A 23393-nucleotide genomic window follows, 5' to 3' on the forward strand; every position below is an offset into this window, starting at 1 on the left:
TGCCCTCAATTCACGGGGGCGCCCTTCCACCAGTTGACGAGGTCGTCGTCGGTGGCGATGAAGCCGGCGCTGTACATGAGATAGCGCACATTCGTGCCGTCGTCGAATTCGGTCACCATGCGCGGCCGGAACAGCTGACTGCCCTGCAGCACATAGTTGGTGTAGTTGTGCCCGTTGGCCGTGACCGACGACTTGGTGTTCGCGGGCAGCGCGGCGATGGCGGCCTGCACATCGGCCGGCGACTCGTAGAGCACGAAACGATAGGCGGCACGGTTGCCGCCGCCGGCGCACTGCCACAGCAGCGTCCAGTCGCCGAGGTCGGGATCGTCGGCGCCGGTGGTCGGCGGCGGCGTGCTCTTGCCGTAGGTGGTGCAGTTCGCGCCCTGGTAGCCGGTTCCGGTGTTGACGTCCTTCTCCGGATCGGCGAGCGGCAGCATCGCCGGGAAGCGCTGGCTGAGGCGCTCGGCGTAGCCGCCGAGGTGGTCGGGTACGGCGGGGGTGGTCGTGGGTGGGGCGGTGGTGGTGTCCGTCTCGTCCGTGGTGGGGACCGGGGTCGCGGGGGCGCTGGGCGCCGCGGAGTTCGAGCGCTGGCCGCGCTCCAGGTAGATGGTCAGCGCGCCGAGGCCGACCACCATGATCGCCAGGATGGCGGCCGTGGTCATCAGGCAGCCACGCAGTTTCGAGCGTTTGCGGCGCGGCGGCGGGACCGGCCGGCGCCGGGTGGGTGTCCCCGCGGGCGGGAAGGGCGCGGTCGGCTGCGCGAATTGGGTTGGCACGGAACGGGATGCGCCCGGTGGCACCTGCTGCAGGCGCGGATCGGACACCGGGCGCGGGCTCATGACGGCGGTGGCGGCCGCGGGGTTCGTCAAGGCCTGTTGCGCGGCATTGGCGAAGTCCAGGCAGTTGGCGAAGCGGTCGTCGGGATGCTTGGCGAGGGCGCGCGCCAGGACCGGGTCCAGGGCCGGCGGCAGGCCGGGGCGCAGCGCGCTGACCGCCGGCGGGGGTGTGCTGAGGTGGCCGTGGATGATGCCGACCGGATGTTCGGCGGCGAAGGGCACGGTGCCGGTGAGCAGGCGGAACAGGGTGCAGGCCAGCGAATACTGGTCGGTCTTGGGATCCAGTGGCTGGCCCGAGAGCTGCTCCGGCGACGCATAGGTCAGCGTCGCGGTGAACGACCCCGTCTGGGTGAGCTTGGTCTGATCATCGCGTAGTCGCGCAATGCCGAAGTCGGCCAGGAACACCCGTTCCTCGCCGTCCATGCGCTCCAGCAGGATGTTCGCGGGCTTCACATCCCGGTGCAGCACGCCGCGGCGATGCGCGAAATCCAGCGCCCGCGCGGTCTCGCCGATGATCCGGATGGCGTGCTGCGGCGGCAGATTCGACGGCTCCAGCACGGACGCGTCCACGCCGTCGATATAGCGCATGGCGATCCACAGCTGGTCCTCATCGATGCCCCGGTCGTACACGGGCACGATATTCGGGTGCTCGAGCCGGGCCACCACATCGGCCTCACGCTCGAACCGCCGACGAACCTCGATGTCCCCGAACAGGTCCCGATTCAGCAGCTTGAGCGCGATCAACCGCGGCAGGCGGGGATGGCGGGCCAGATACACCGAACCCATACCGCCGCGCCCTAGTTCGCGCTCGATCTCGTAACCAGCGAAAACCTCTCCGGCGCGCAGCAAACAGCCAACCCTTTCATCGTGTCCCTCGGAGCGAACCTAGCCGCCTGCCGCGCCAATTGCCACAAGCTCAGTTCAGAGGGGCCGAACGCCACCATTTGAGGACATCGTCGATGCTGCCGACCACACCGTCGGTGTACATCAGGTACTGGGAGCGGCCGGCATCGCCGGTGAAGACGGTCACCATGCGGGGCCGGTTCTGATCGGTCAACTGGTAGTTGGTGTAGGTCTTACCACCATTGGTGTCCTGCGACTTCGTGGTGGGCTGCAGGGCGCTCACCACCGACTGCAGTTTCGCCGTCGACGGGTAGGCGTAGAGCCGGTAGAAGGGATCGCCGTTGCTGTTACCACCGAAGCAGCGCCACTGCACCGTCCAGCCGCCGAAATCGGGTTCGCCGTCGGTCTTGGCGGGCGGCGAGCTCGGGTCGACCAGCCAGCAGCTGGCGCTGTTGTAGCCCTTGTCGCCGTCCTTGGTCTGCGGGACCAGATTCGGGAAGGACTTGCTGACCGTGGACCAGTCGACCGCCGTGGTCGGGGTCTGCGGCGCGGAGGCCGGAGCCGTGGTCGTCGCCGGCTTCGTGGTACTCGAGGTCCCGCTGGAAGAATTACTGCTGCTCCCGCCCACCGCGACCACTACCACGGCAGCCACGACCACCAGCACCACCACCGCGACGATGATCCCGATGATCAGCCCGGCCCTGGACTTCTTCGGCGGCACCGGCGGCCGCCCACCCGCCCCGCCATAGTTGTAGGCGGGCGCCTGCGCGTACTGATTCGACGACGCGGCCTGGCTCGCCGGCGCACTGTACGGCCGCGCCTGCGGATTGGCGGCCGCACTGTACGGTTGCACCCCGCCGCTCTGCCCCGGGACATACTGCCCGGCAGCCGGATTGGAACCGGCACCGTACTGCCCGCCCGCGGAAACCTGTCCGGCAGCCGGGTTCTGGCCGCCGGCATATTGCCCGCCGACGACACTGTGACCTGACGAATACTGCCCGGCCACGGGGGTCTGACCCGGGGTGTACTGCCCCGCAGCCGGATTCACGCCCGGCGGGTACTGGCCCGCGGCCGGGGTCGGATCCGCGGCGGCGTGCCGGCCTCCCGGCGCACTCTGTCCCGCCGCAGGGCCCTGACCGGCAACGTACTGTCCCGCAGTCGGATTCGCCCCGGCGGGATATTGGCCCACCCCGGAAACCTGTCCGGCAGCCGGGTTCTGACCGGCTGCGTATTGCCCACCTGCCACGTTCTGGCCCGCGACGTATTGTCCCCCGGTCGGATTCGAGCCGGCCGGGAATTGCGCGGCGGCCGGGTTCTGCCCCGGTGTGTATTGGCCTCCGGCCACGTTCTGGCCCGCCGAATACTGGCCGGCCGCGGGGTTCTGGCCCGCGACGTATTGTCCGGCAGTCGGATTCGGGCCGGCGGTGTACGGCCCGGCGGTCGGGTTGGGGCCGGCGGTGTAGGGCTGGCCGTAGGTCGGCATGGGTGGAGTGGTGGGCGGGCGGCCGACCAAGGGGAGGGCGGGGGTGCTGGGGGCGGTGAGGGCCTGTTTGGCGGCGGCGGCGAAATCGCTGCAGGTGGCGAAGCGTTCCTCGGGGCGTTTGGCCATGGCCTTGGCGAGGACCATGTCGATGGCCGGGGGCAGGCCGGGGCGCGCGCTGCTGAGCGGGGGCGGAGGCTGCTGGAGGTGGCCCTGGATGACGGCGGCAGGGTTGGTGGCCTGGAACGGGCCCGCGCCGGTGAACAGCCAGAACAGGGTGCAGGCCAGCGAGTACTGGTCGGAGCGGCCGTCCAGGGCGGAGCCGGTGAGCTGTTCGGGCGAGGCGTAGGCCAGGGTGGCGGTGAAGGTGCCGGTCTGGGTGAGGTGGCCGCTGTCGTCGCGCAGCCGGGCGATGCCGAAGTCGGTGAGGTAGACGCGCTCGCCCTTACCGCCGGTGGAGCGGGCCAGCAGGATGTTGGCGGGCTTGACGTCGCGGTGCAGCACCTCGTTGCGGTGCGCGTAGTCCAGCGCCTCGGCGGTCTCGGCCACGATCTGCACGGCGCGTTCCGGCGGCAGCGCCTGCGGGCTCACGCTGGCGGCGTCGATGCCGTCGATGTACTGCATGGAGATCCACAGCTGCCCGTCTTCGAGCCCGCGATCGTAGACGGTGACGATATTGTGGTGGTCCAGCTGGGCGACCAGGTCGGCCTCGCGTTCGAAGCGGGCGCGGACCTCCTTGTCGAAGACCATTTCCCGGTTCAGCAGCTTGAGCGCCGTCAGCCGCGGCAAGCGTGGATGTTTGGCCAGGTACACCGAGCCCATGCCACCGCGGCCGAGTTGCCGCTCGATGACATAGCCGGCGAAGACGTCACCTTCGGACAGCATGACCAGCTCCCACTTCCCACCTCGAAAAACACCGAAACCATAGCAGCAGGCCACGATCCGGGTCCGAGCTCGAATTCTCCTACGTATCCCGCTATGGATCTATCTACGCAGGCCGCGCTTGCGCAACACTGAACGTTTGCTTACGGGGCTTACCTGTCGGGGGTCGGCGATAGGCTGTGGCCATGAAAATAGGTGCCCATGTCCGTTTGGACAGCGATCCGATCGGCTTCGGCGAGCGGCTCGGCGCCGATGTCATTCAGCTGTTCGTGGTGGATCCGCAGGGGTGGGACAAGCCCGCACCGCATCCGCGCGCGGCGGAGATCAAGGCCAGCCCCATCGATGTGGTGGTGCATTCGTCGTATCAGATCAATGTGGCGTCGGTGAACAACCGCCTGCGCATGCCCTCCCGCAACGCGGTGGCCCAGCAGGCGAAGGCCGCGGCGGAGCTGGGCGCGTTCGGCCTGGTGGTGCACGGCGGGCATGTCCGCTCCGACGCCGAGATGGTGGAGGGCTTCGTCAACTGGCGCAAGCTGTTCCAGCGTCAGGCGGAGAAGGGCGGGTTCCCGGTGCCGATCCTCATCGAGAACACCGCGGGCGGAAGTCACGCCATGGCACGGTATTTCGACGATATCGGGCGGCTGTGGGATGCGGTGGGCGAGTTCGGGGCCGGGTTCTGCCTGGACACCTGCCACGCGTGGGCGGGCGGTGAGGAACTGGTCGGCATTGTCGAGCGGATCAAGGCCATTACCGGCCGCATCGACCTGGTGCACCTGAACTCCTCGCGCGACGCCTTCGATTCCGGGGCCGACCGGCACGCCAATTTCGCCGACGGCACCATCGAACCGGAGCTACTGGCGGAGGTGTGCCGGACCGCCGATGCGCCGGTCATCCTGGAGACGCCCGCCGAGGGTGTGGCCGAGGATCTGAAGTATCTACGGGAGCATGTGGGATAGCACTTTTCGATCGGACTGATCCTGAACCTGTTTTGCAGCCTGCCTGCAGTGGTGTGCTCGGTAGGACCCGAAGGGGCGCGCAGCGGCACCCGCACGGGGCGAGCGAAAGGTTTTGTATGTCCGTCGAATACGCATCCGCCAACTCCACCGTCACGGCCGTCAAGCTCGGCAGCAAGATCGGCGCTCGAATCGACGGCGTCCGTCTCGGCGGCGACCTGGATTCGGTGACCGTGCAGGCCATTCAGGATGCGCTGCACGAGCACAAGGTCATCTTCTTCCGCGGCCAGGAGCATCTGACCGAGGACGCGCAGTACGAGTTCGCGCAGCTGCTGGGCGCCCCCACCACCCCGCACCCGACCGTCACCTCCAAGGGCGTCAAGACACTGCCCATCGATTCGGAGTACGGCCGCGCGAACAGCTGGCACACGGATGTGACCTTCGTGGACCGCGTTCCGAAGGCGTCCATCCTGCGCGCGGTGCACCTGCCGTCCTACGGCGGCTCCACCACCTGGGCCTCCACCGTGGCCGCCTACGAGGCGCTGCCCGCACCGCTGAAGGTGCTGGTGGAGAACCTGCGTGCGCGCCACACCAACTCCTACGACTACGCGGCCGACCGCACCGAGACCGAGCACACCGGCGATGCCGCGCTGAACGCCAATATCAAGGCGTACCGCGAGGAATTCCAGTCCACCTACTACGAGACCGAGCACCCGGTGGTGCGGGTGCACCCCGTCACCGGCGAACGCGCGCTGCTGCTCGGCCATTTCGTGAAGGGCTTCGTCGGCCTCACCCCGGCCGAATCGCAGTCGCTGTTCCAGCTGCTGCAGGCGCGCGTCACCCGGCTGGAGCACACCACCCGCTGGAACTGGCAGCTCGGCGATGTCGCGATCTGGGACAACCGCGCCACCCAGCACTACGCCGTCGACGACTACGACGGCCAGCCGCGCCGCCTCACCCGCATCACCCTGGCCGGCGATGTCCCGGTCGGCGTGCACGGCGATGCCAGCACCATCATCCAGGGCAATGCCGAGCACTACTCGATCATCGAGCAGGTCACCCCGAAGGCGGCCTGACCCGAACCCCGCCGCATCGTGCCGTCCTTGCGTGCGTCACGCGGCGGCGGCCCGGCCGGTGCGACGGCAGCCGCCACTCTCGACCGTCGCACCGGCCCTTTCTTCTCGTCCGGCAATCTCTATCGTTCAGACTGTGACCATGGAGATTCGGCCGCTCGACGGAGTGCGGGTACTGGAATTGGGTAATTACGTCGCGGCTCCCACCGCGGGGCGGATACTCGGGGATTTCGGGGCCGAGGTGATCAAGGTCGAGCGCCCGAAAACCGGTGACGAGCTGCGGAATTGGCGGTTGTACGGCGGGGATACCTCGATGCTGTACCGGACCGTGAACCGGAACAAGAAGTCGATCACCCTGGACCTGCGCACCGACGCCGGGCGGCAGATCGTGCTGGAGCTGCTGCAGCACTGCGATGTGCTGCTGGAGAACTTCCGGCCCGGCATGCTGGAGAAGTGGGGGCTCGGGCCCGACGTGCTGAACGAGATCAATCCCGATCTGGTGATCACCCGCATCTCGGCCTACGGGCAGACCGGACCGCTCTCGCAGCGGCCCGGATTCGCGGCGGTGGCCGAGGCGGTCGGCGGGCTGCGGGAACTCGTGGGCGACCCGGATCGGCCGCCGGTGCGGGTGGGCGTATCCATCGGCGATTCGATCGCCGGCATCTACGCCGCCTTCGGCACCGTGATGGCCTTGTTCCAGCGCGAGCGCCGCGACGGCCGAGTCCCGTTGGACCAGCGCATCATCGATGTGGCGCTGAACGAATCCATTCTCTCCGTGATGGAGTCGCTGGTACCCGACTACCTGGCCTACGGCATCAATCGGGAACGGGTCGGCGGGCGCATGGAGGGCATCGCCCCGAGCAATGCGTACCCGACCAGCGACGGCTACTCGATCATCATCGGCGGCAACGGCGATGCCATCTTCCAGCGGTACATGCAGGTCATCGAGCGGCCGGAGCTCGCGGCCGATCCGGAGCTCCAGGACAACGCCGGCCGTTGGCTGCATCGCGAACGGCTGGATGCCTCGATCGCCGAATGGACCCGCGAGCACACTCGTGACGAGGCATTGTGGATCCTGGAGGCGGCGGCCATCCCCTGCGGCCCCATCTATACCGCCGCCGATATCGTCGCGGACGAACAGTACAAGGCACGCAATATGATTCAGCCCTTCCGCGTGGACGTGGGCGAGCCGGAACCGAAGGAGGTCGGCTTCCCCGGCATCGTCCCGGTGATCGGCGGACAGTCGCTGAACATCCGCAATATCGGCCCGGATCTGGGTGAGCACACCCACGAGGTGCTGTCGGGCCTGCTCGGCATGACCGATACCGATATCGCTGCGCTGGAGGTGAAGTGATGGCCGGCGCGATCCTGCGGGATGTGACGTTGCGGGACGGTTTGCAGCTCACCGGGAAGGTGCTGCCCACCGAGCGCAAGGTGGAGATCGTGCGCGAGCTGCTCGCGCTGGGGGTGCCCGAACTGGAGATCGGCTCGATGGCGCGGCCCGATCTGGTTCCGCCCATGGCCAATACGCTCGAACTGGTCGCGGAGCTGACCCCGGAGGAGCTGGCGTGCTGCTGGCTGTGGGTGGCCACGCCGCGGCATGTGGAGAAGGCCGCCGCGGCCGGCGTGCGCAACTTCCAGTACTGCTTCTCGGTCTCGGACGCGCACAACAAGGCGAATATCGGCCGCACCACCGAGGACAGCCTGGCGGCCATGCCGGCCGCGATGCGGTTCGCGCAGGAGGTGGACGGCCGCCTTCAGCTCTGCCTGGCAACGGCTTTCACCTGCCCGTTCGATGGTCCGGTGGATCCGGAGCGGGTGCTGGCCATCGCGCACGATCCGCGAGCGGCGGGTGCGGCGGATATCGTGCTCGCGGATACGCTCGGCCAGGCGTACCCGGGTCAGGTGGGGGCGCTGTTGTCTTCCGTGGCGGCGGAAGGGCATTGGGGTACGCCGGAGCATCGGATCGTGTTCCACGGCCACGACACCTGGGGTATGGGTGTGGCGAATTCCCTTGCGGCCATTGCGGCGGGCGCGGGTGTGGTGGACGGTTCGCTGGGCGGGCTGGGCGGCTGCCCGTTCGCGCCGGGTGCGTCCGGGAACACGTCGAGTGAGGATCTGCTGTTCGCCACGCGCCCGGAGTGGTTCACGCCTGCGGAGCTGGCGGCCCTGGTGCGCATGTCGGAGCGATTGCTGTCGGAACTCGGGGAGCCCAATCGGTCGCGGGCGGCGGAGGGAAGCCGGTCGAAAGCGGCAGCTTTCGAGTGGGTTATCCCTGCACCCAAGTAATTCATCCGTTATTTGCTATCCGGTTGCTCCAATGAATTCGAGCAACCGGATCGTGATTGTCCGGATCAATGCCCGGAGGCGGCGGCGTCGGCTCGCAACTTCAACAGCACCAGACCGGCCGTGCACGCGAGAATCAACCCCGCGACCGTGATTTCGACACGTAGACCGGCGATGCCGAGGACGGCGCCGGTGAGTCCTCCGAGGAAGATCACCCAGGCGACAATGCGGGCCAGGATTGCCGACACCCGCGACGGCTGTGCGGCCGCGGTGGCTCCCCTGCGCGTCGCTGCGCGCAATGGAGTTGTCGAGAATGCACCCATCATCCACTCCTCGATGACGCTCTGCGAAGCACCAAATCGGCAGCGTGGCCGCGAATCGCGGCGCGTCCCTCGGCTATTTTCGAGCGTCTCCCGTGTAACTTTGGACACACATTACGGCTCGGCAACGAAAAGTCCATACGACACGTGGGCAAAACGCGCCGACTTTACTGATTCGATATCTGAATCAGCGCTGTTTGAGATATTTTCGAGGCTTGCGAGAACACCCCGTACGGACGTGATTATCGAACCGAGCATCCGTCTGGCCCCACACCGCAGCCTCCGTTAGGGTGAGCCCACTCGACACGAAACAGGAGTGCCCCCAATGGACGGCAGCAACGCCGCCGCGGATGAGCGCGGCGCCACCCCGCTGCGCCGCCTACCCAAGCCCGTGGTCGGTGTCATGGGTGCGATCGGCGCGGTGTCGCTCGGCCTCGTACTCATCGGCGCGTGCGGCCTGGGCCATCAGGACACCTACGTGGCGCCACCGCCCATGAACGCGGATCTGCAAGCGGCACCGGAGACTTCGAAGGCGACCAGCACGCCCGCCGTCGTCATCCCGCCCTCCCCCACCTGGCGCGTCGCCGCCGACCAGCCGCCCCGCCACAGCTACACCCCCTTCAGCAGCACCACCGCACTCCCCGGCGACCCCGGCGCCGACGACCCCCTGCTGACGACGGCCCCGCGCACCACCTGGACGCGCCCCACGGCCCCGCGCACCACCTCGCGCCCCGAAAGCACCTACCCCACATACCCCTTCACCCCGTCGGACGACGGCGCCGGCACCACCTCCGCGCCCCCGACCACCACCACCGACCAGCCCGCCGGCGACGACGCCCACGGCGGCTGAGCAACCCGCGCCGACGAGCGGCCGGCGATCCCCCGGCCACGGCGCCCTAGTAGGGACTGCGCCCGCGCGATCCGCGAACGGGGCCGGCGGACAAGAGGTTTCGGCCCTGGCGGCCGGTGCCGCCAGGGCCGGCGCTGCTAGAACTCGACGAGCGTGTAATCGCTTACGCGAGAGCTGAGTACGCGCAGGTGTTCCAGGTCGCCGCCGAGGGTGCGGCCGATGGCCGTGAGGCGGGCGACGTAGTGGCTCACCGGGTATTCGGCGGTGATGCCGATGCCGCCGTGCATCTGGATCGCCTCTTGGCCGATGTGGCGGGCGGAGCGGCCGACCTGGAGGCGGGCGCGGGCGGCGACCACCGGGTCGGTGACGTCGTCGGCCAGGGCGGCGGAGGCGTAGCGGCTCATGCTGCGGGCCAGTTCGAGGGACACGTACATGTTCGCGGCCCGCTGGGTGAGGGTCTGGAACTTGGACAGGGTGACGCCGAACTGCTTGCGGGTCTTCAGGTATTCGGTGGTGAGGCGGAGGGCCTCCTCCATGGCGCCGAGCGATTCGGCGCACAGGCTCGCCTGCGCCTGCGCGGTCGCCGCGGCGAGGGCCGCCCGCGCGTCCCCGCCGGAGAGGAGTTCGGCAGGTGCACCGGCGAATTCGAGCTGGGCGCCGCGGCGCTCGTCGAAGGTGCGGAAGGGGGTGCGGGTGACGCCCGCGGCGTCGGCGTCGACCAGGAAGAGGCCGAGGCTGCCGTCGGGGAGGGCGGCGCTCACCACGAACCGGTCGGCGCAGTCACCGTGCGGCACGGGGTTCTTGACGCCGGTGAGCGTGTAACCGTCACCGTTCGCAGCCGCCTTGGTCGCGAGTTCGATTGCGGGCCCGCGGGTTCCGGGTTCCTCGTCGGCGAAGGCCAGCAGCCGCTCGCCGCCGATCACCTCGGGCAGTACCCGCTGCCGCTGCGCAGCGGTCCCGGCTCCGGCGACGAGCAGTCCGGGCACCAGCACCGCGTCCAGAATCGGTTCCGGCGCGAGCCGCCGGCCGACCTCCTCGAGCACGACCATGGTCTCCACGGGTCCGGCGCCGACGCCGCCGTCCTCCTCGCCGAAGGCGAGTCCCAGCACGCCGAGTTCGGCGAGCTGCCGCCAGACGTCGCGCTTCCAGCCGAGTTCGGTGTCGACGGTCTTCAGCAGGCTCTCGGGGTCGTACGCCCGGCCCAGCAGGTCCCGGACCGTATCGCGCAGCATGACCTGTTCATCGGTGAGTTCGAAATCCATGGCGGCAGCTCACAATCCGAGGATGGTGGAGGCGATGATGGTGCGCTGCACCTCGCTGGAACCTCCGTAGATGGTTGTCTTGCGGTAGTTGAGGTACGAGGGTCCGCTGCGCTGCGCCCAGCCGGGCGAGGCGATGCCCTCCGTGTTCACCGGCAGCGCGTCCGGGCCCGCGATATCCAGGAGCAGTTCGGTGGCGGCCTGCTGCAGTTCGGATCCGCGCAGTTTCAGCACCGAGGAGGCCGGATTCGGTTTGCCGTCACTGGAATTCGACACCACACGCATGAGCGTGAGTTCCAGTGCGAGCAGCTCGTTCTCCAGTTCGGCGATACGGGACGCGAACACCGGATCCGCCAGCAGCGTGCCGGTACCCGATTTGATCTGCGCCGCATACTCTTTGGCGACACCCAGCTTGACCTTGGTGCGGCCGACGCCGGTGATGCCGGTGCGCTCGTTGCCGAGCAGGAACTTGGCGTAGGTCCAGCCCATGTTCTCCTCGCCCACCAGCTGGTCGGCGGGCACCCGCACGTTCTCGAAGAACACCTCGTTGACCTCGTGGTGCCCATCGATGAGCTTGATCGGGCGGATGGTGACGCCGGGAGTCTTCACATCGAAGAGCAGCAGCGAGATGCCCGCCTGCTTCTTGACGGTCGGGTCGGTGCGCACCAGGCAGAAGATCCAGTCGGCGTACTGGGCCAGGGTGGTCCAGATCTTCTGGCCGTTGACGATGTAGGAGTCGCCGTCGCGGACCGCGGTGGTGCGCAGCGAGGCCAGGTCGGAGCCGGCGTCGGGCTCGGAAAAGCCTTGGCACCACCAGATGTCGAGGTTGGCGGTGGGCGGCAGGAAGCGCTGTTTGAGTTCTTCGGAGCCGAACTGGGCGATCACGGGGCCGATCATCTGGGCGTTGAAGGTGAGCGGCTCCGGTACGGAGGCCAGCTGCATCTCGTCTTCCCAGAGGTGGCGCTGCATGGGGGTCCAGTCGCGGCCGCCCCACTGCACGGGCCATTTCGGGACGGCGTAACCGTTCTCGTTGAGGATGCGGTGGGTGGTGACGATGTCGTCGCGCGAGAGTTCGAGGCCGTATTTCACGCGGTCGCGGATCTCCGCCGGGATCTTGGTGCGGTAGAAATCGCGCAGTTCGTCGCGGAATTTCACCTCATCGGGTGACAGGGCAAGCTTCATTGCATCTCCCAGCGTTGCTGTGGTGTCGCCTACAAACTTACCCCCCGGTAATGCCCGGGTTGTCGGCCGGATCACACCGACCGGACGGCTCGCCCTCCCGGCTCTCGAGCAGAGCTGGTACGTTGCCGGGAAGCCCAAACCCCGGTATCCGAGTTCGCAGGAGCTGTACGAGTGAACGGCAGGACCCAGACCCGGCGCGCCGCATCGATCGCCGCCATCACCGCCGCCACCATCGTCGGTGTCGCCACAGCCGGCGCCGATGCGCCGAAGACGCCCGCCGAGACCGGCATCGAACAACTCACCCAGGCGGCGGGCGACAATCCGGACGCACAGGCGGCCGTGCAGGCCACCGCCAAGAGCGCCCAGCTGATCGCCGCGGCCAAGCTGCAGGACATCGGATTCACGCCGTTCTCCTATATGGCGCCCACCCTCGGCTGCGGCCATAACATGCCGTTCAGCCTGGCCGCCGCCAATGCCATCACCGCCGGCGGCCCGGACGGCGCGATCGCGGGCCCGCCCGGAACCATGATCGTCCAGGCCACCGTGCAGCAGGACGGTTTCCCGCTCGCCTCCGGGCTCAGTGTCGCCTGGCTGAACGTGAACAACGGCCGCAGCGGCATCACCGCCCTGGACGACCGGACCGACTACAACCTGCCCTCGCTGTCGAAGACCGTCGACTCCGGCCCCGGCACCGTCGTCGCCTCGCTCTGGGGCACCATCGACTACCCGGCCGCCCGCTGCGTGGTGCTCCCCACCGTCGGCCTGTTCACCGTGCCCGACGCCCCGGCAGCCGCCCCCGTGAACCCGGGCGACCCGAACCAGGGCAACCCCGTGAACCCCGGCGGCCCGGTCCAGACCACCACTCCTCCGGTGAACCCCGGCGGCCCGAACCAGCCCGCGGCCCCGACCACCACGAACCAGCCCCCGCTGATCGCGCCCGGCAACTAGCCGGTCACGGACCACCTCCGGTTGCGGACCGCTTCGGTCTCAACCGGAAACGGCCCGAACGATCCCGGCCCGGAAACGAGCAAGGCCCGCACCCTTCCAGTGGAAGTCGGTGCGGGCCTTTGCCATTGGCTGGGAGCCGAGCGATTTCAGCTCAGGAACGCGGCTTGCGGCGATCGAATCGCTTGTTCTCGCCCCGGAACTCCCGGCGCGGCGTGCGGGTCAGCGGGCGCTGTCCGGGCGGGCCCGAATCCAGCTGCAGCTGAATCAGCTGACCGCTGATCCGGGTGCGGCTCAACGCATTCAGCGTCTCCTGGGACAGGTCGGCGGGCAGCTCCACCAGGCTGTGGTCCGGGCGGATGCTGATATGCCCGAAGTCGCTGCGGCGCAGGCCACCCTCGTTGGCGATGGCGCCGACGATCGCACCGGGCGCGACCTTGTGCCGCTTGCCGACCGCGATCCGGTAGGTGGCCATCTCCGCGCCGGTCTGCCGGTGCTGCGAGGGTCCGCTGTCCCGGCGCTCGCGCGGCGCCCGATCACGGTCACGGTCTTCGTAGTCGCGTGAACTGCGTTCGCGGCGTACCGGTTCCGGATCCGGCTCCATGAAGAAGTTGTCGCCGTCGTAGGACCCGACGGCCAGCGCGGCCGCGATGTCCACCAGCGGGATGTCGTGTTCCTGCTCGTAGTCCTCGATGAGCTTGCGGAACAGCGCCAGGTTCGACGACTGCAGGTTCTCGGTGATGGCGTCGCCGAACTTCTGCACCCGCTGCGCGTTCACGTCCTCGACGCTGGGCAGCTGCATCTGGGTGACCGACTGGCGGGTGGCCCGCTCGATGGCGTCCAGCAGCCGGCGCTCGCGCGGGGCCACGAACAGCAGCGCGTCACCCGAGCGGCCCGCGCGGCCGGTACGGCCGATGCGGTGCACATAGGACTCGGTGTCGTGCGGGATGTCGTAGTTCACGACATGCGAGATGCGTTCCACGTCCAGGCCACGCGCCGCGACATCGGTGGCGACCAGGATGTCCAGCACACCCGACTTGAGCTGCCCGATGGTGCGCTCACGCTGCGCCTGCGCGATATCGCCGTTGATGGCGGCCGCGGAATACCCACGCGCGCGCAGCTTTTCGGCCAGTTCCTCGGTGGCCTGCTTGGTGCGCACGAACATGATGATGGCCTCGAAGGGCTCCACCTCGAGGATGCGGGTCAGCGCGTCCAGCTTGCGCTGATGCGACACCTGCACCCAGCGCTGGGTGATGTTGGTGTTGGTCGACGTCTTGGTCTTGACGGTGATCTCGACCGGGTCCTTCAGGTACTGCTTGGAGATCTTGCGGATCGCCGTCGGCATGGTGGCCGAGAACAGCGCGACCTGCTTCTCGGCGGGCGTGTCGCGCAGGATGCGTTCCACGTCCTCCTGGAAGCCCATCTTGAGCATCTCGTCGGCCTCGTCCAGCACGAGGTACTGCAGCTGCGTCAGGTCCAGCGTGCCGCGCTCGAGGTGATCGATGACGCGGCCCGGGGTGCCGACCACCACCTGGGCGCCACGCCGCAGACCCGACAGCTGCACCGCGTAGTTCTGCCCGCCGTAGATGGGCAGCACGTGCACGCCGGGCATGTGGGTGGCGTAGCGGCCGAACGCCTCGGCGACCTGAATGGCAAGTTCCCGGGTCGGCGCCAGCACCAGCGCCTTCGGCGCCTTACCGGTGTCGTGCATGCCCTGCAGCACCGGAATGGCGAACGCGGCCGTCTTACCGGTACCGGTCTGTGCGAGACCCACCACGTCATTGCCCGCGAGCAACGGCGGAATCGTGGCCGCCTGAATCGGCGACGGCGACTCGTAGCCGACATCGGCGATGGCCCGCAGGATGCGGTCATCGATGCCGAGATCTGCGAAGGACGGGCCGGAAACGTCCCTCTCGTCGTCGCTGGGAACGCTGTCGGCCGGTGAGGTACTCATATTGACCAGGAGTTTACTGCCTGCTAGGTGTCGCACCGACCATCGGGCCAATACCCTGGAGGTCGTGCAACCGGACAACCCGCCCGCGTCCCCTTCCGCGACGCCCGTCGGTTCGGCTTCCGGCCTGGGCCGCACCGAACCAGTTCCCGTCCGTAATTACGTCACCGGCGCCGTCACCACCGCCGAACCCGGCAGCTCGGGCGCGGTCACGACGGCGATCCACGAATCCGCGCCACGGGAAGTGGTGGCCGCCGGGATCGCGCCCGCCGGTGCGGTGGACGTGGCGGTGGTGCAGTTCGGTCCCTACACCGATACCGTGGCCAATCTCACCGCACTGCGGGCGGAAGTCAAGGCCGCCAGCGAACTGGGAGCGAAAGTGGTCGTCGCACCCGAGTACTCCATGTTCGCGACCAAGCGGCTGGATGAGCGGGTGGTGGCCGCGGCCGAGCCGCTGACCGGCCCGTTCGTCACCGGATTGCGCGGTATCGCAGCCGAATTCGGGGTGCATGTGGTGGCGGGCGTGGTGGAACTGCCGGGCGGGGACGAACCGCCGGGACGCATCTTCAACACCCTGGTGGCCGCTTCTCCCGCCGCCGAGTTCGCGGCGGTGTACCGGAAGGTGCACTGCTACGACGCCTTCGGCTTCAAGGAATCCGATTTCGTGGTTCCCGGTCCGCTCGACCAGACGCCCGTGTTCACCGTGGACGGTGTGGTGTTCGGCATGCAGACCTGTTTCGATCTGCGCTTCCCGGAAGGAATTCGGCGGCTCGCCGCGGCGGGCGCGCATGTGCTGCTGCTGCCCGCGCAGTGGATTCCGGGTCCCGGCAAGGTCGATCAGTGGACGACGCTGCTGCGCGCGCGGGCCATCGAGAACACCATGTACGTGGCGGCCGCCGACCATGCGGAGCCGCGGGGCTGCGGTGCGTCGATGATCGTGGCGCCGACCGGTGCGGTGCTGGCGGAGCTGGGCGATGCGCCCGGTATCGCGACCGCGCACCTGGATCTCGAGCATCTGGACGAGGTGCGCGCCACGAATCCGAGCCTGGCCCTGCGCCGCTACACGATCCGTGGCGAATAACGCGGGGCGCGGACGAGCCGGCGCGGAAAGCGGGTAAGTCCTGCGGAGATCGGGTCAGTCCGGTGAGTGGCCGGACTGCAGATATCGTTCGATATCCACCAGGGAGCCCCATTCGACCGTTTCGTCGTCCCGGACCAGTTCCCACCCATAGGGCGCCTCGTGCTTGCGGCGGAGCGACAGACCGGCTGCCTCGGCCTGCGCGGTCAGCTCCTTCAACCACGTTTCCCACGAACGGGATTCGCCGCCCGCCACACGTGTCTCCTCCCGCTCCGCAACCAAACCTTACGACGATGCCCGGTGATCAGGTACGAACTCCGGACAAGCAGGCACGAACTGGTTCCACCAACATAGCGACCCGGCGCGCCCCGCGCTCGCCGCACCGATCCGGCAACGGCCGGGCCCGCCCGCCCCGAACCCGCCGCGGCACCCCGCCGGACGCCCGCGGCAACTAGACTGAACTGCAGTGTTCTATCCGGACCGGGGGGTCGCCGGGCGCGCGCTGGGTGGGGTGCTGGGGCACCTGCGCGCGGCGGACCCGCTGCTGCTGGGACTGCCCCGCGGCGGCGTTCCGGTGGCCGCGGCGATACGAAATGTCATAGGCGGCGATCTCGATGTGCTGCTGGTGCGCAAGCTCGGCGTGCCGTGGCAGCCGGAACTCGCGATGGGCGCCATCGGCGAGGACGGGGTGCGGGTGCTGAACGTGGATGTCATGCGGCACACGGGGGTTACCGTCGAGCAGCTGGCCGACGTCGAGGCGCTCGAACGCGCCGAACTCGAGCGGCGGCGCGGCGTCCTGCGGGCCGACGCGCCCATCCCGCTGAAGGACCGCACGGTGGTGATCGCCGATGACGGCATGGCGACCGGCGCGACCATGGCGGCCGGTGTCGAGATCGCGCGGCTGCACGAACCGCGGCGGGTGGTGGTCGCGGTGCCGGTGTCCTCGGTGGAGGCGCTGCATCGCCTCCGGGCGCTCGCCGACCAGGTCGTCTGCCCGCTCGTCCCACGGTCCATGGGCGGCGTCGGCGCCGTGTATCAGGACTTCCATCAGCTGACCGACGAGGAGGTCGTCGGCTACCTGCGGCCGGGCGGGATCAGCGAATCTCGTTGAGGCCCTTCAGGTGCCGCTGCGCCAGCTCGGCATAGTAGGTGGGATTGGTTCGCACCCAGACCTCCGCCGGCGTACCCGCCAGGGCCTTCTTCACGACCGCGGGTGACCCCGCGGCCAGCACGCCGTCCGGGATCTCGGCGCCCGGCGAGACCAGGGAATGCGCGGCGACCATGGTGCCGCTGCCTATCTTCGCCATGTCCAGCACCGTGGTGCCGTTGCCCACAATGGATTCCGCGCCCAGCGTGGCGCCGTGGAACACCACCGAATGCGCGATGGTCGCGCCGGGGCCGATCTCCACGGGCACGTTCTCCGGCCCGTGGATCACCGAATTGTCCTGCACATTGGCGCCTTCGCGAATGATGATGGGCGCCAGGTCGGCCCGCAGCACCGCGCCGTACCAGACCGAGGCCCGCGCCTCGACCCGCACATCCCCGATGAGGACGGCCGTGGGCGCGATGAACGCGGTCGGATCGACGGTGGGCCGCTTGCCTTCGAATTCGTAGAGTGGCACGCCCTCCACCGTGCCATATCCGGCACGTCCCGCACCCGGCAGAGACGAATCAGTCGGTAACCAGTTCCCGCACCCACGCGGTGACATCCGCCGTGGCCCGGGCCTGCGCCGGCTCGTGCAGGATGTCGTGCCCGGTATCGGGGTATTCGTGGAATTCGGCCGATACCGCGCGGGCCCAGTCGCGCACCGGATCCAGCGGGGCGCGACGGTCGTCGCAGCCGTGCAGGATCAGCAGTGGGAAGCGTTCGGGGAGAATCGGTCCCGTCCAACCGGATTCACCGACCTCCGCGCCCAGCGCCCGGATCCGCGCCGCGCCGACACCCGCCGGAGCCATCGCCCCCGCGGGCGAAAGCCGCCCGGCGCGCACGGGATTCGCGCCGCGCGCCGACTTCGGTTCCCGGCCCTCCAGCGCCGCCTTCGGCGTACCGGACAGGATCAGTCCCGCATACCGCGGTTCCGGATGCGACGCGATCACCGCCAGCGCGGTGGCCGCGCCCAGCGAATGACCCATGAGGATCAGCGGCACCCCGGGGCGGATGGGATCGAGGAAGGTGTGCGCGTCGGCGGTGAGTTCGGCGAGCGTGCCGGGCCGGTCCGGGTCGCCCTCGCTGAGACCGTGGCCGGACGTGTCCAGGGTCCACAGTTCGATGTGTTCGGCATTCAGGGCGCGGGCGAAGCGGTGGTAGTGGGCGCTGTGCTGGCCGATCCCAGGCAGGAGGGCCAGTGCGGCCACCGGATGTTCGACCGGCCACCTGCGGTGGTGGAGCCGTCCGCGGGCGCCATCGAGATAAGGCATCCGGCGATTGTGGCAAATCGTCGCGTCAGATTGGGACCCTTCGTCGGGCGACCGGTGAGTAGTACGCGAATCCGCAGGTGCCCTCGGCCCCGTCAGATTCGTGACGCGGCCGGGGGCGGAATGTGGAACGGCCGGATCCGGATTCCGGGCGACCGCATCAGCCTTGCGGTGCCGCGACCACCGCCCGCACCAGGTGCGGGCCGGGCCGCTGCGCGGGACTCCAGTCGTCCAGATAGCGGGTGAGGAGCATGTCCGGAGCGACATCCTCGACCAGTTCCAGGCCCGCCTCGTGTAGTTCCGTCGCAATATCCTCGGGCGTGAAGAAGCTGACCCATTCCTCGCCGATCGCCGCCAGGCGGCGCATGCGCGCCTCCGCCCGGGCGCGCTCCTCCGGAGTCCCCGGCGTCCACGGCAGGCCGTAGTCGAAGACGAGTCCGGTGCCGGGCGCGAACCCGGCGATCGTGCGCAACGTGCCGGCGATGGCCGGGCGGGTGAGATAGACGGTGACACCCAGCCAGATGAAGAACGCCGGCGCCTCCACATCGAAACCCGTTGCGGGCAGCACATCTTCGAGCTTCTGACGTTCGAAATCGACCCCGGCATAGATCACCGACGCCGGGATCGGGATCTGTGCCTCGGCCAGCCGCTGCCGCTTCCACTCCTGGGTATCCGGGTGATCGACCTCGAAGACCCGCAGCTCCGGGTGCGGATTGCGGTAGGCGAAGGTATCCAGGCCCGCGCCCAGGAACACCACCTGGCGGACACCTGCCCGGTAGGCGTCGGCGAGCGCGTCCTCGGCGTAGCGGGAGCGCGACGCGATGAACATGCGCATCCGCGCCGCCACCGCCGGGTCCTGATCCACATGCCCCGGCGCGAGTCCCTCGGGTCCGCCGGCCGGTTCGGCCACCGCGACGGCGAGCGGATCCCGGAAGACGCTCGCGGCGTCCAGTACCTGATGTTCGGCGCGATACCGGGCAGCCCCGGAGGCGGTGCGGCTGGGTCCACCGTTCTGCATGAGCAATCCCTCTCGTCGTCACCACACTACGGCGACACGCCGAAATGGTCGATGGCGTTTCCCGCCCGCGACCGGCCGCGCGGGCCCGCCTCCGCCGCGCCGCACCCACGAGTCGCGTTGTCCCCCAACATCGCCCGCAAAACCCGCCCTGACGTGCGGCTGCACCTGCCCGCACCGGCGCACCCGCGGATCCTCCCCGGCGCCACATCCCACGGCCCGCAGTCATTACGCTGTTGCGCGACTCGGCCACGCAACGATGCTCCGGCCGGGGGCGGGTGTCACGCGGAGAGACACAGGAGGGCCGCGGTTGATTCTGTTCGGTGATCGTGTCGTGTGCAGCACCGGTGACCTGGTCGCGGCAGCGCGCTGCGAGTTCGCGCTGCTGCGCGCCCTCGACGCCGAATTGGGACTGGTGCCGCCGGTCGAATTCGAGGCCGCACCACATCCGCAACCCGCGCCCGAACCGGACGCCGCCGTGGAACAGCGCCTGGCCGATCTACGAGACCGCTACGGCACCGGCGCCGTCCGAATCCGCGTGCGGGATGCCGCCGCCGAGGCGGCAGCAACCCGCGCAACGGATGCGGCGGCAGCCCTCGCGGTGCTGCGGGCGGCGCACGAGCAGACGCTCGAGGCGCTCGGTGCGGGCGCCGATGCGGTGGCGGGCGCGGTGGCGGTGGACGGTGGGTTCGCCGCACGTTGCGATTTCCTGTTGCGTGATCACACTCCCGAGGCGCACGACTATCTGCCCGCGGCCGTCGCCACCCGGGCCACGAAGATCACCGCACTGCTCGGTCTCGCCGCCATGGCGGAGGCCCTGCGGCACAGCGGTTTCCGGCCCGCGCCGCATGCCCGGTTGTGGGTGGACGGGGCGCCGCGAACCTATCTGCTGTCCGATATCGCGGTCGTGCACCAGGCCCGGCGAGCACGCTTGGACCTGATCGTCGACACCAAACTCGGTGAACTGCTGCCCGTCCAGTGGGGCGACCGCCGCTTCCTGGCCTGCGGTGGCTGCGCTGTCTGCTCCGCCGAACTGCAGACCCGCCGCGATCTGCTGCTGGTCGCCGGCATGCGCCCCGCCACCCGCGCCCAGCTCCGCGACGCCGGCATCACCACCGTCGACCGCCTGGCCGCCGCCGAGGCCACGGTCGCGGGCGTCCCGGCCCCCGCCTTCGCCACCCTGCGCCGCCAGGCCGACCTACAACTCCAGCGCGAACGCACCGGCCACCCCACCCACACCCTCGCCGACGCCACCGCCCTCGCCGCCCTACCCCGCCCCACGGCCGCCGATCTTTTCCTGAGCGTGCGCCCGCTGACGGGCCCGCCGACCGCGGACCTCGGCGAACTCCCGGGTGATCTGATCATCACCATCCGATCCGCCAAGGCATCCGTCCGGCACCTGGAAACCGCTGCGCGAGTCGCCGATTCGCCCGCCCACCATCCAGCCGATGGCGTTGGGACCTCCGCTTCGAGGACGCATCCGGAGGCGGCGGGACGCGTAGCCGAGTCCGGATACCTCGACTCGATCGAAACCGGAGATATCGCGGCCGGGCACCCCGACGACCCGGCGGGTGGCGGTGCCTCACGAACCCGGGCGGATCGCGGTCAGTCGGGGCAGGAGGCGGAGGCGACCGATCGGGCGGCGGTCACGACCGCGGAGCTACCGGTGTTCGGGGCGGAGTTGCAGACTCGGGCATTGGGTTTCGAGCCCGCGCCCGCGGCGGAGTGGGCGGTTGCGGTGCGGCGGTTCGTGATTCGGGCCGAGTGTCGGGCGGATGCGGAGGGCGGCGGGGCCGGGCCGGGGGGCGGGGATGACGGGGATGCGCTGCTGGAGTTTCTGGTGGAGCGGCAGCGGGAGCGGCCGGAACTGCGGATACATCATTATCGCGGGGCGGTGCGGTGGCTGTTGAGCCTGCTGGGGGAACGACGGTCCGACGGTGAGGATCTGGTGGCGGAACTGCTGCCCACACTGGTCGATCTGTATCCGATCGTGCGGGCGGCGTTGATCGTCGGTGAGCGGTCCTATGACCTGCATCAGTTGCCGCCCAATCAGGGGGAATCCGAACAGGGCGCGGAAGCCGTACTGCGGCTGCGGGATTGGCTGCTGAGCCAGGGCGCGGAACACGGGGTGCAGCCGGTGCGGCGGTGGGCCTACGACTACGCCGAGACCGGGCCCGAGGAAATCGAGGCGGCGCTGCGGGAATTCGCGGAGAGCGAGCCGGAACCCTGCGAGGCGCAGGTGGCGGCGGCCTTCACGGCGGCGGCGCTCGGTTATCACCGGCGGGAGCGGCGGCCGCTGCGCTGGGCGCACGACGACCGGCTGGACCATCCGGTGGACGAATGGGCGGATACACCGGGCGTCCTCGTGGCCGACTGGAGCACCGTCGACACCGGCTGGCACAGCACCGGCCGGGGCATGCGCCGCTACCTGACGCTGACGGGCCGCCTCGGCACCGGAAACGCCCCCGCGCCGGGCACTCCCGTGCTCACCCTCTACGACCGTCCCGCGCCCGGCATGTCCGCCGCCCCCGGTCAGCGCGCCGTCGCCTACGCCACCGTCCTCGGCTGCACCCTGGACGGCAGCTTCGCGGACGCCGTGCGGCTGGTGGAATTCCTGCCCGGCGAGTGCGCGCCCTATGACGAACTGCCCACCGCCATCGCCCCCTGCCCGCCGGGCACGGACGTGTATCTCGAAGAGGCGCTGGAGGATACGGCGCACCACCTGCTGGTGACGCTGCCCCAGGTGCCGGAGACGGCGGTCTTCGACATTCTCTGCCGCCGCCCGCCCCGGCTGCTCGCCGGTGACGCGCTGCCCGAGGTGTTCGGCGATCACGCCGCCGCCGTCACCGCGGCCGTCCTGGATCTCGCCGATTCCTATGTGGCAGTGCAGGGTCCGCCCGGCACCGGCAAGACCGACACCACCGCACGCGTGGTGGAGCGACTCGTCACCCGCTACAAGTGGCGCGTGGGCGTGGTGACACGCGCGCACGCGGTGGTCGAGCACGTACTGGACGCGGTGGTCGAGGTGGGCGTGCTGCCCGAACTCGTGGCCAAAGCGGACGCGCGGTCGGTCGCGCCGGAATGGCTGCCCATCGAACCGGCCCGGTACGCGCGGTTCCTCGACAATGCGGTGAACGGCTGTGTGGTCGGCGGCCTGCCGCGCGATTTCACCGATACCGACCGCGTTCCCCGCGACAGCCTGGACCTGCTGGTGATCGTGGATGCCGGGAAGTTCCCGCTGGCCGACGCCGTCGCGGTGGCGGTGTGCGCCCGGAACCTGCTGCTGGTCGGCGATCCCGCACCGCTGGACGGGTACGGCGTGCATCCGGAGGCGGTCGACGAATCGGTGCTGGGCCGGGTGGTGGGCGCGCATCGCACCCTGCCCGCCGGCTACGGCTACTTCCTGGATCGCACCTGGCGCATGCATCCGCGCATGAGCGGCCCGGTCTCCCGGCTGCGGTACGACAATCGGCTGCGCTCCAATGAAACCGTCACCCTGGCAAGGGAACTCGACGGGATTCCACCGGGCGTGCGGACGGTGACCGTCGAACACCACGGCAACAGCACCGAATCCGCCGAGGAGGCGCGGGAGATCGTCCGCCAGGTGCGCACGCTGCTGGGCCTGCCGTGGCATACCGGCGCGGTGACCCGCCGGCTGCATCCGCACGACATTCTGGTGGTCGCGCCCTATCACGCACAGGTGGCGCGCATCCGAACCCTGTTGTCGCGGGCCCGGATCGAGGATGTGCTGGTCGGTACGCCCGATCACTTCCAGGGCCGGGAGGCCGCGGTGGTGCTGGTCTCCATGACCACCTCCGCGCCCAAGGACGCGCCGCACGGCATTGCGCCGCTACTGTCGCGGCATTGGCTGACCAGCGCCATTTCCCGGGCCATGTGGTCGGCGGTCATCGTCCGTTCGCCGCTGCTGACCGAATATCTCCCGGCCACGACCGCCGAACTCTCGGACCTGGCCGCCGTCCTCCAGCTCGACCGCGTCTAGCCACAGCCGGGCGGCCACCGCCCCG

At 69.3% G+C, this 23393-nt stretch carries 19 protein-coding genes; 9 read left to right on the plus strand and 10 right to left on the minus strand.

Features of this window, described 5'->3' with window-relative positions:
- Positions 1-5 precede the first annotated feature (5 nt).
- A complete protein-coding gene (locus ACIP5Y_RS13515) occupies positions 6-1685 on the minus strand; it encodes a serine/threonine-protein kinase (RefSeq protein WP_400350046.1) in 1680 nt (559 codons plus the stop codon).
- Positions 1686-1752: 67 nt separating this feature from the next.
- Positions 1753-4044 (minus strand): serine/threonine protein kinase, encoded by a 2292-nt coding sequence (locus tag ACIP5Y_RS13520; RefSeq protein WP_400350047.1) that lies wholly within the window; start codon positions 4042-4044, stop codon positions 1753-1755.
- A 182-nt stretch (positions 4045-4226) separates the two neighbouring features.
- Between ACIP5Y_RS13520 and ACIP5Y_RS13525 the strand changes: the two genes are divergently transcribed.
- The 4 genes from ACIP5Y_RS13525 (at position 4227) to ACIP5Y_RS13540 (ending at position 8356) form a co-directional block, all read left to right on the plus strand.
- Positions 4227-4997, plus strand: coding sequence for a deoxyribonuclease IV (locus tag ACIP5Y_RS13525; RefSeq protein ID WP_400350048.1), 771 nt, complete (start codon positions 4227-4229; stop codon positions 4995-4997).
- A 116-nt stretch (positions 4998-5113) separates the two neighbouring features.
- Positions 5114-6070: a TauD/TfdA dioxygenase family protein gene (locus tag ACIP5Y_RS13530; protein ID WP_400350049.1), complete on the plus strand. Its 957-nt coding sequence runs from the start codon at positions 5114-5116 to the stop codon at positions 6068-6070.
- A gap of 139 nt (positions 6071-6209) precedes the next feature.
- Complete coding sequence (locus ACIP5Y_RS13535; RefSeq protein WP_400351267.1) at positions 6210-7421, plus strand: CaiB/BaiF CoA transferase family protein; 1212 nt, start codon at positions 6210-6212, stop codon at positions 7419-7421.
- A complete protein-coding gene (locus ACIP5Y_RS13540) occupies positions 7421-8356 on the plus strand; it encodes a hydroxymethylglutaryl-CoA lyase (protein WP_400350050.1) in 936 nt (311 codons plus the stop codon). The genes ACIP5Y_RS13535 and ACIP5Y_RS13540 overlap by 1 nt, the downstream gene beginning before the upstream one ends.
- A 65-nt stretch (positions 8357-8421) precedes the next feature.
- Here the strand turns inward: ACIP5Y_RS13540 and ACIP5Y_RS13545 are convergent, their stop codons facing one another.
- Positions 8422-8679: a hypothetical protein gene (locus tag ACIP5Y_RS13545; RefSeq protein ID WP_400350051.1), complete on the minus strand. Its 258-nt coding sequence runs from the start codon at positions 8677-8679 to the stop codon at positions 8422-8424.
- Positions 8680-8998: 319 nt separating this feature from the next.
- Between ACIP5Y_RS13545 and ACIP5Y_RS13550 the strand changes: the two genes are divergently transcribed.
- Positions 8999-9523 carry a hypothetical protein gene (locus ACIP5Y_RS13550; RefSeq protein WP_400350052.1) on the plus strand — a complete coding sequence of 175 codons (525 nt, stop codon included), beginning with the start codon at positions 8999-9001 and terminating at the stop codon, positions 9521-9523.
- Positions 9524-9660: 137 nt separating this feature from the next.
- On the opposite strand, the gene ACIP5Y_RS13555 is transcribed toward ACIP5Y_RS13550, so the two are convergent.
- Positions 9661-10785: an acyl-CoA dehydrogenase family protein gene (locus tag ACIP5Y_RS13555; RefSeq protein ID WP_400350053.1), complete on the minus strand. Its 1125-nt coding sequence runs from the start codon at positions 10783-10785 to the stop codon at positions 9661-9663.
- A gap of 9 nt (positions 10786-10794) precedes the next feature.
- Positions 10795-11964 carry an acyl-CoA dehydrogenase family protein gene (locus tag ACIP5Y_RS13560; RefSeq protein ID WP_400350054.1) on the minus strand — a complete coding sequence of 390 codons (1170 nt, stop codon included), beginning with the start codon at positions 11962-11964 and terminating at the stop codon, positions 10795-10797.
- Positions 11965-12135: 171 nt separating this feature from the next.
- On the opposite strand from ACIP5Y_RS13560, the gene ACIP5Y_RS13565 reads away from it, so the two are divergent.
- Complete coding sequence (locus tag ACIP5Y_RS13565) at positions 12136-12912, plus strand: hypothetical protein (protein WP_400350055.1); 777 nt, start codon at positions 12136-12138, stop codon at positions 12910-12912.
- 151 nt (positions 12913-13063) lie between these two features.
- Here the strand turns inward: ACIP5Y_RS13565 and ACIP5Y_RS13570 are convergent, their stop codons facing one another.
- Positions 13064-14863, minus strand: a complete 1800-nt coding sequence (locus ACIP5Y_RS13570) for a DEAD/DEAH box helicase (protein ID WP_400350056.1) — start codon at positions 14861-14863, stop codon at positions 13064-13066.
- 256 nt (positions 14864-15119) lie between these two features.
- Here ACIP5Y_RS13570 and ACIP5Y_RS13575 point away from each other — a divergent pair, with 256 nt between their 5' ends.
- The gene (locus ACIP5Y_RS13575) at positions 15120-15941 is read left to right on the plus strand and encodes a carbon-nitrogen hydrolase family protein (RefSeq protein WP_400351268.1); all 822 of its coding nucleotides are present in this window, start codon (positions 15120-15122) and stop codon (positions 15939-15941) included.
- 54 nt (positions 15942-15995) lie between these two features.
- On the opposite strand, the gene ACIP5Y_RS13580 is transcribed toward ACIP5Y_RS13575, so the two are convergent.
- Positions 15996-16193: a hypothetical protein gene (locus tag ACIP5Y_RS13580; RefSeq protein WP_400350057.1), complete on the minus strand. Its 198-nt coding sequence runs from the start codon at positions 16191-16193 to the stop codon at positions 15996-15998.
- 211 nt (positions 16194-16404) lie between these two features.
- Between ACIP5Y_RS13580 and ACIP5Y_RS13585 the strand changes: the two genes are divergently transcribed.
- Positions 16405-17049 (plus strand): phosphoribosyltransferase, encoded by a 645-nt coding sequence (locus ACIP5Y_RS13585; protein WP_400350058.1) that lies wholly within the window; start codon positions 16405-16407, stop codon positions 17047-17049.
- Here ACIP5Y_RS13585 and ACIP5Y_RS13590 read toward each other — a convergent pair.
- The 3 genes from ACIP5Y_RS13590 to ACIP5Y_RS13600 form a co-directional block, all read right to left on the minus strand.
- Positions 17033-17560 (minus strand): gamma carbonic anhydrase family protein, encoded by a 528-nt coding sequence (locus ACIP5Y_RS13590; RefSeq protein ID WP_400350059.1) that lies wholly within the window; start codon positions 17558-17560, stop codon positions 17033-17035. The genes ACIP5Y_RS13585 and ACIP5Y_RS13590 overlap by 17 nt on opposite strands.
- Before the next feature lie 49 nt (positions 17561-17609).
- Positions 17610-18356 (minus strand): alpha/beta hydrolase, encoded by a 747-nt coding sequence (locus ACIP5Y_RS13595; RefSeq protein WP_400350060.1) that lies wholly within the window; start codon positions 18354-18356, stop codon positions 17610-17612.
- A 157-nt stretch (positions 18357-18513) separates the two neighbouring features.
- Complete coding sequence (locus tag ACIP5Y_RS13600) at positions 18514-19371, minus strand: class I SAM-dependent methyltransferase (protein WP_400350061.1); 858 nt, start codon at positions 19369-19371, stop codon at positions 18514-18516.
- A 307-nt stretch (positions 19372-19678) separates the two neighbouring features.
- On the opposite strand from ACIP5Y_RS13600, the gene ACIP5Y_RS13605 reads away from it, so the two are divergent.
- The gene (locus tag ACIP5Y_RS13605; protein WP_400350062.1) at positions 19679-23368 is read left to right on the plus strand and encodes an AAA domain-containing protein; all 3690 of its coding nucleotides are present in this window, start codon (positions 19679-19681) and stop codon (positions 23366-23368) included.
- Positions 23369-23393 lie beyond the last annotated feature (25 nt).

The organism is Nocardia sp. NPDC088792, from assembly GCF_044750615.1.
In the GTDB taxonomy this organism is placed as follows: domain Bacteria; phylum Actinomycetota; class Actinomycetes; order Mycobacteriales; family Mycobacteriaceae; genus Nocardia.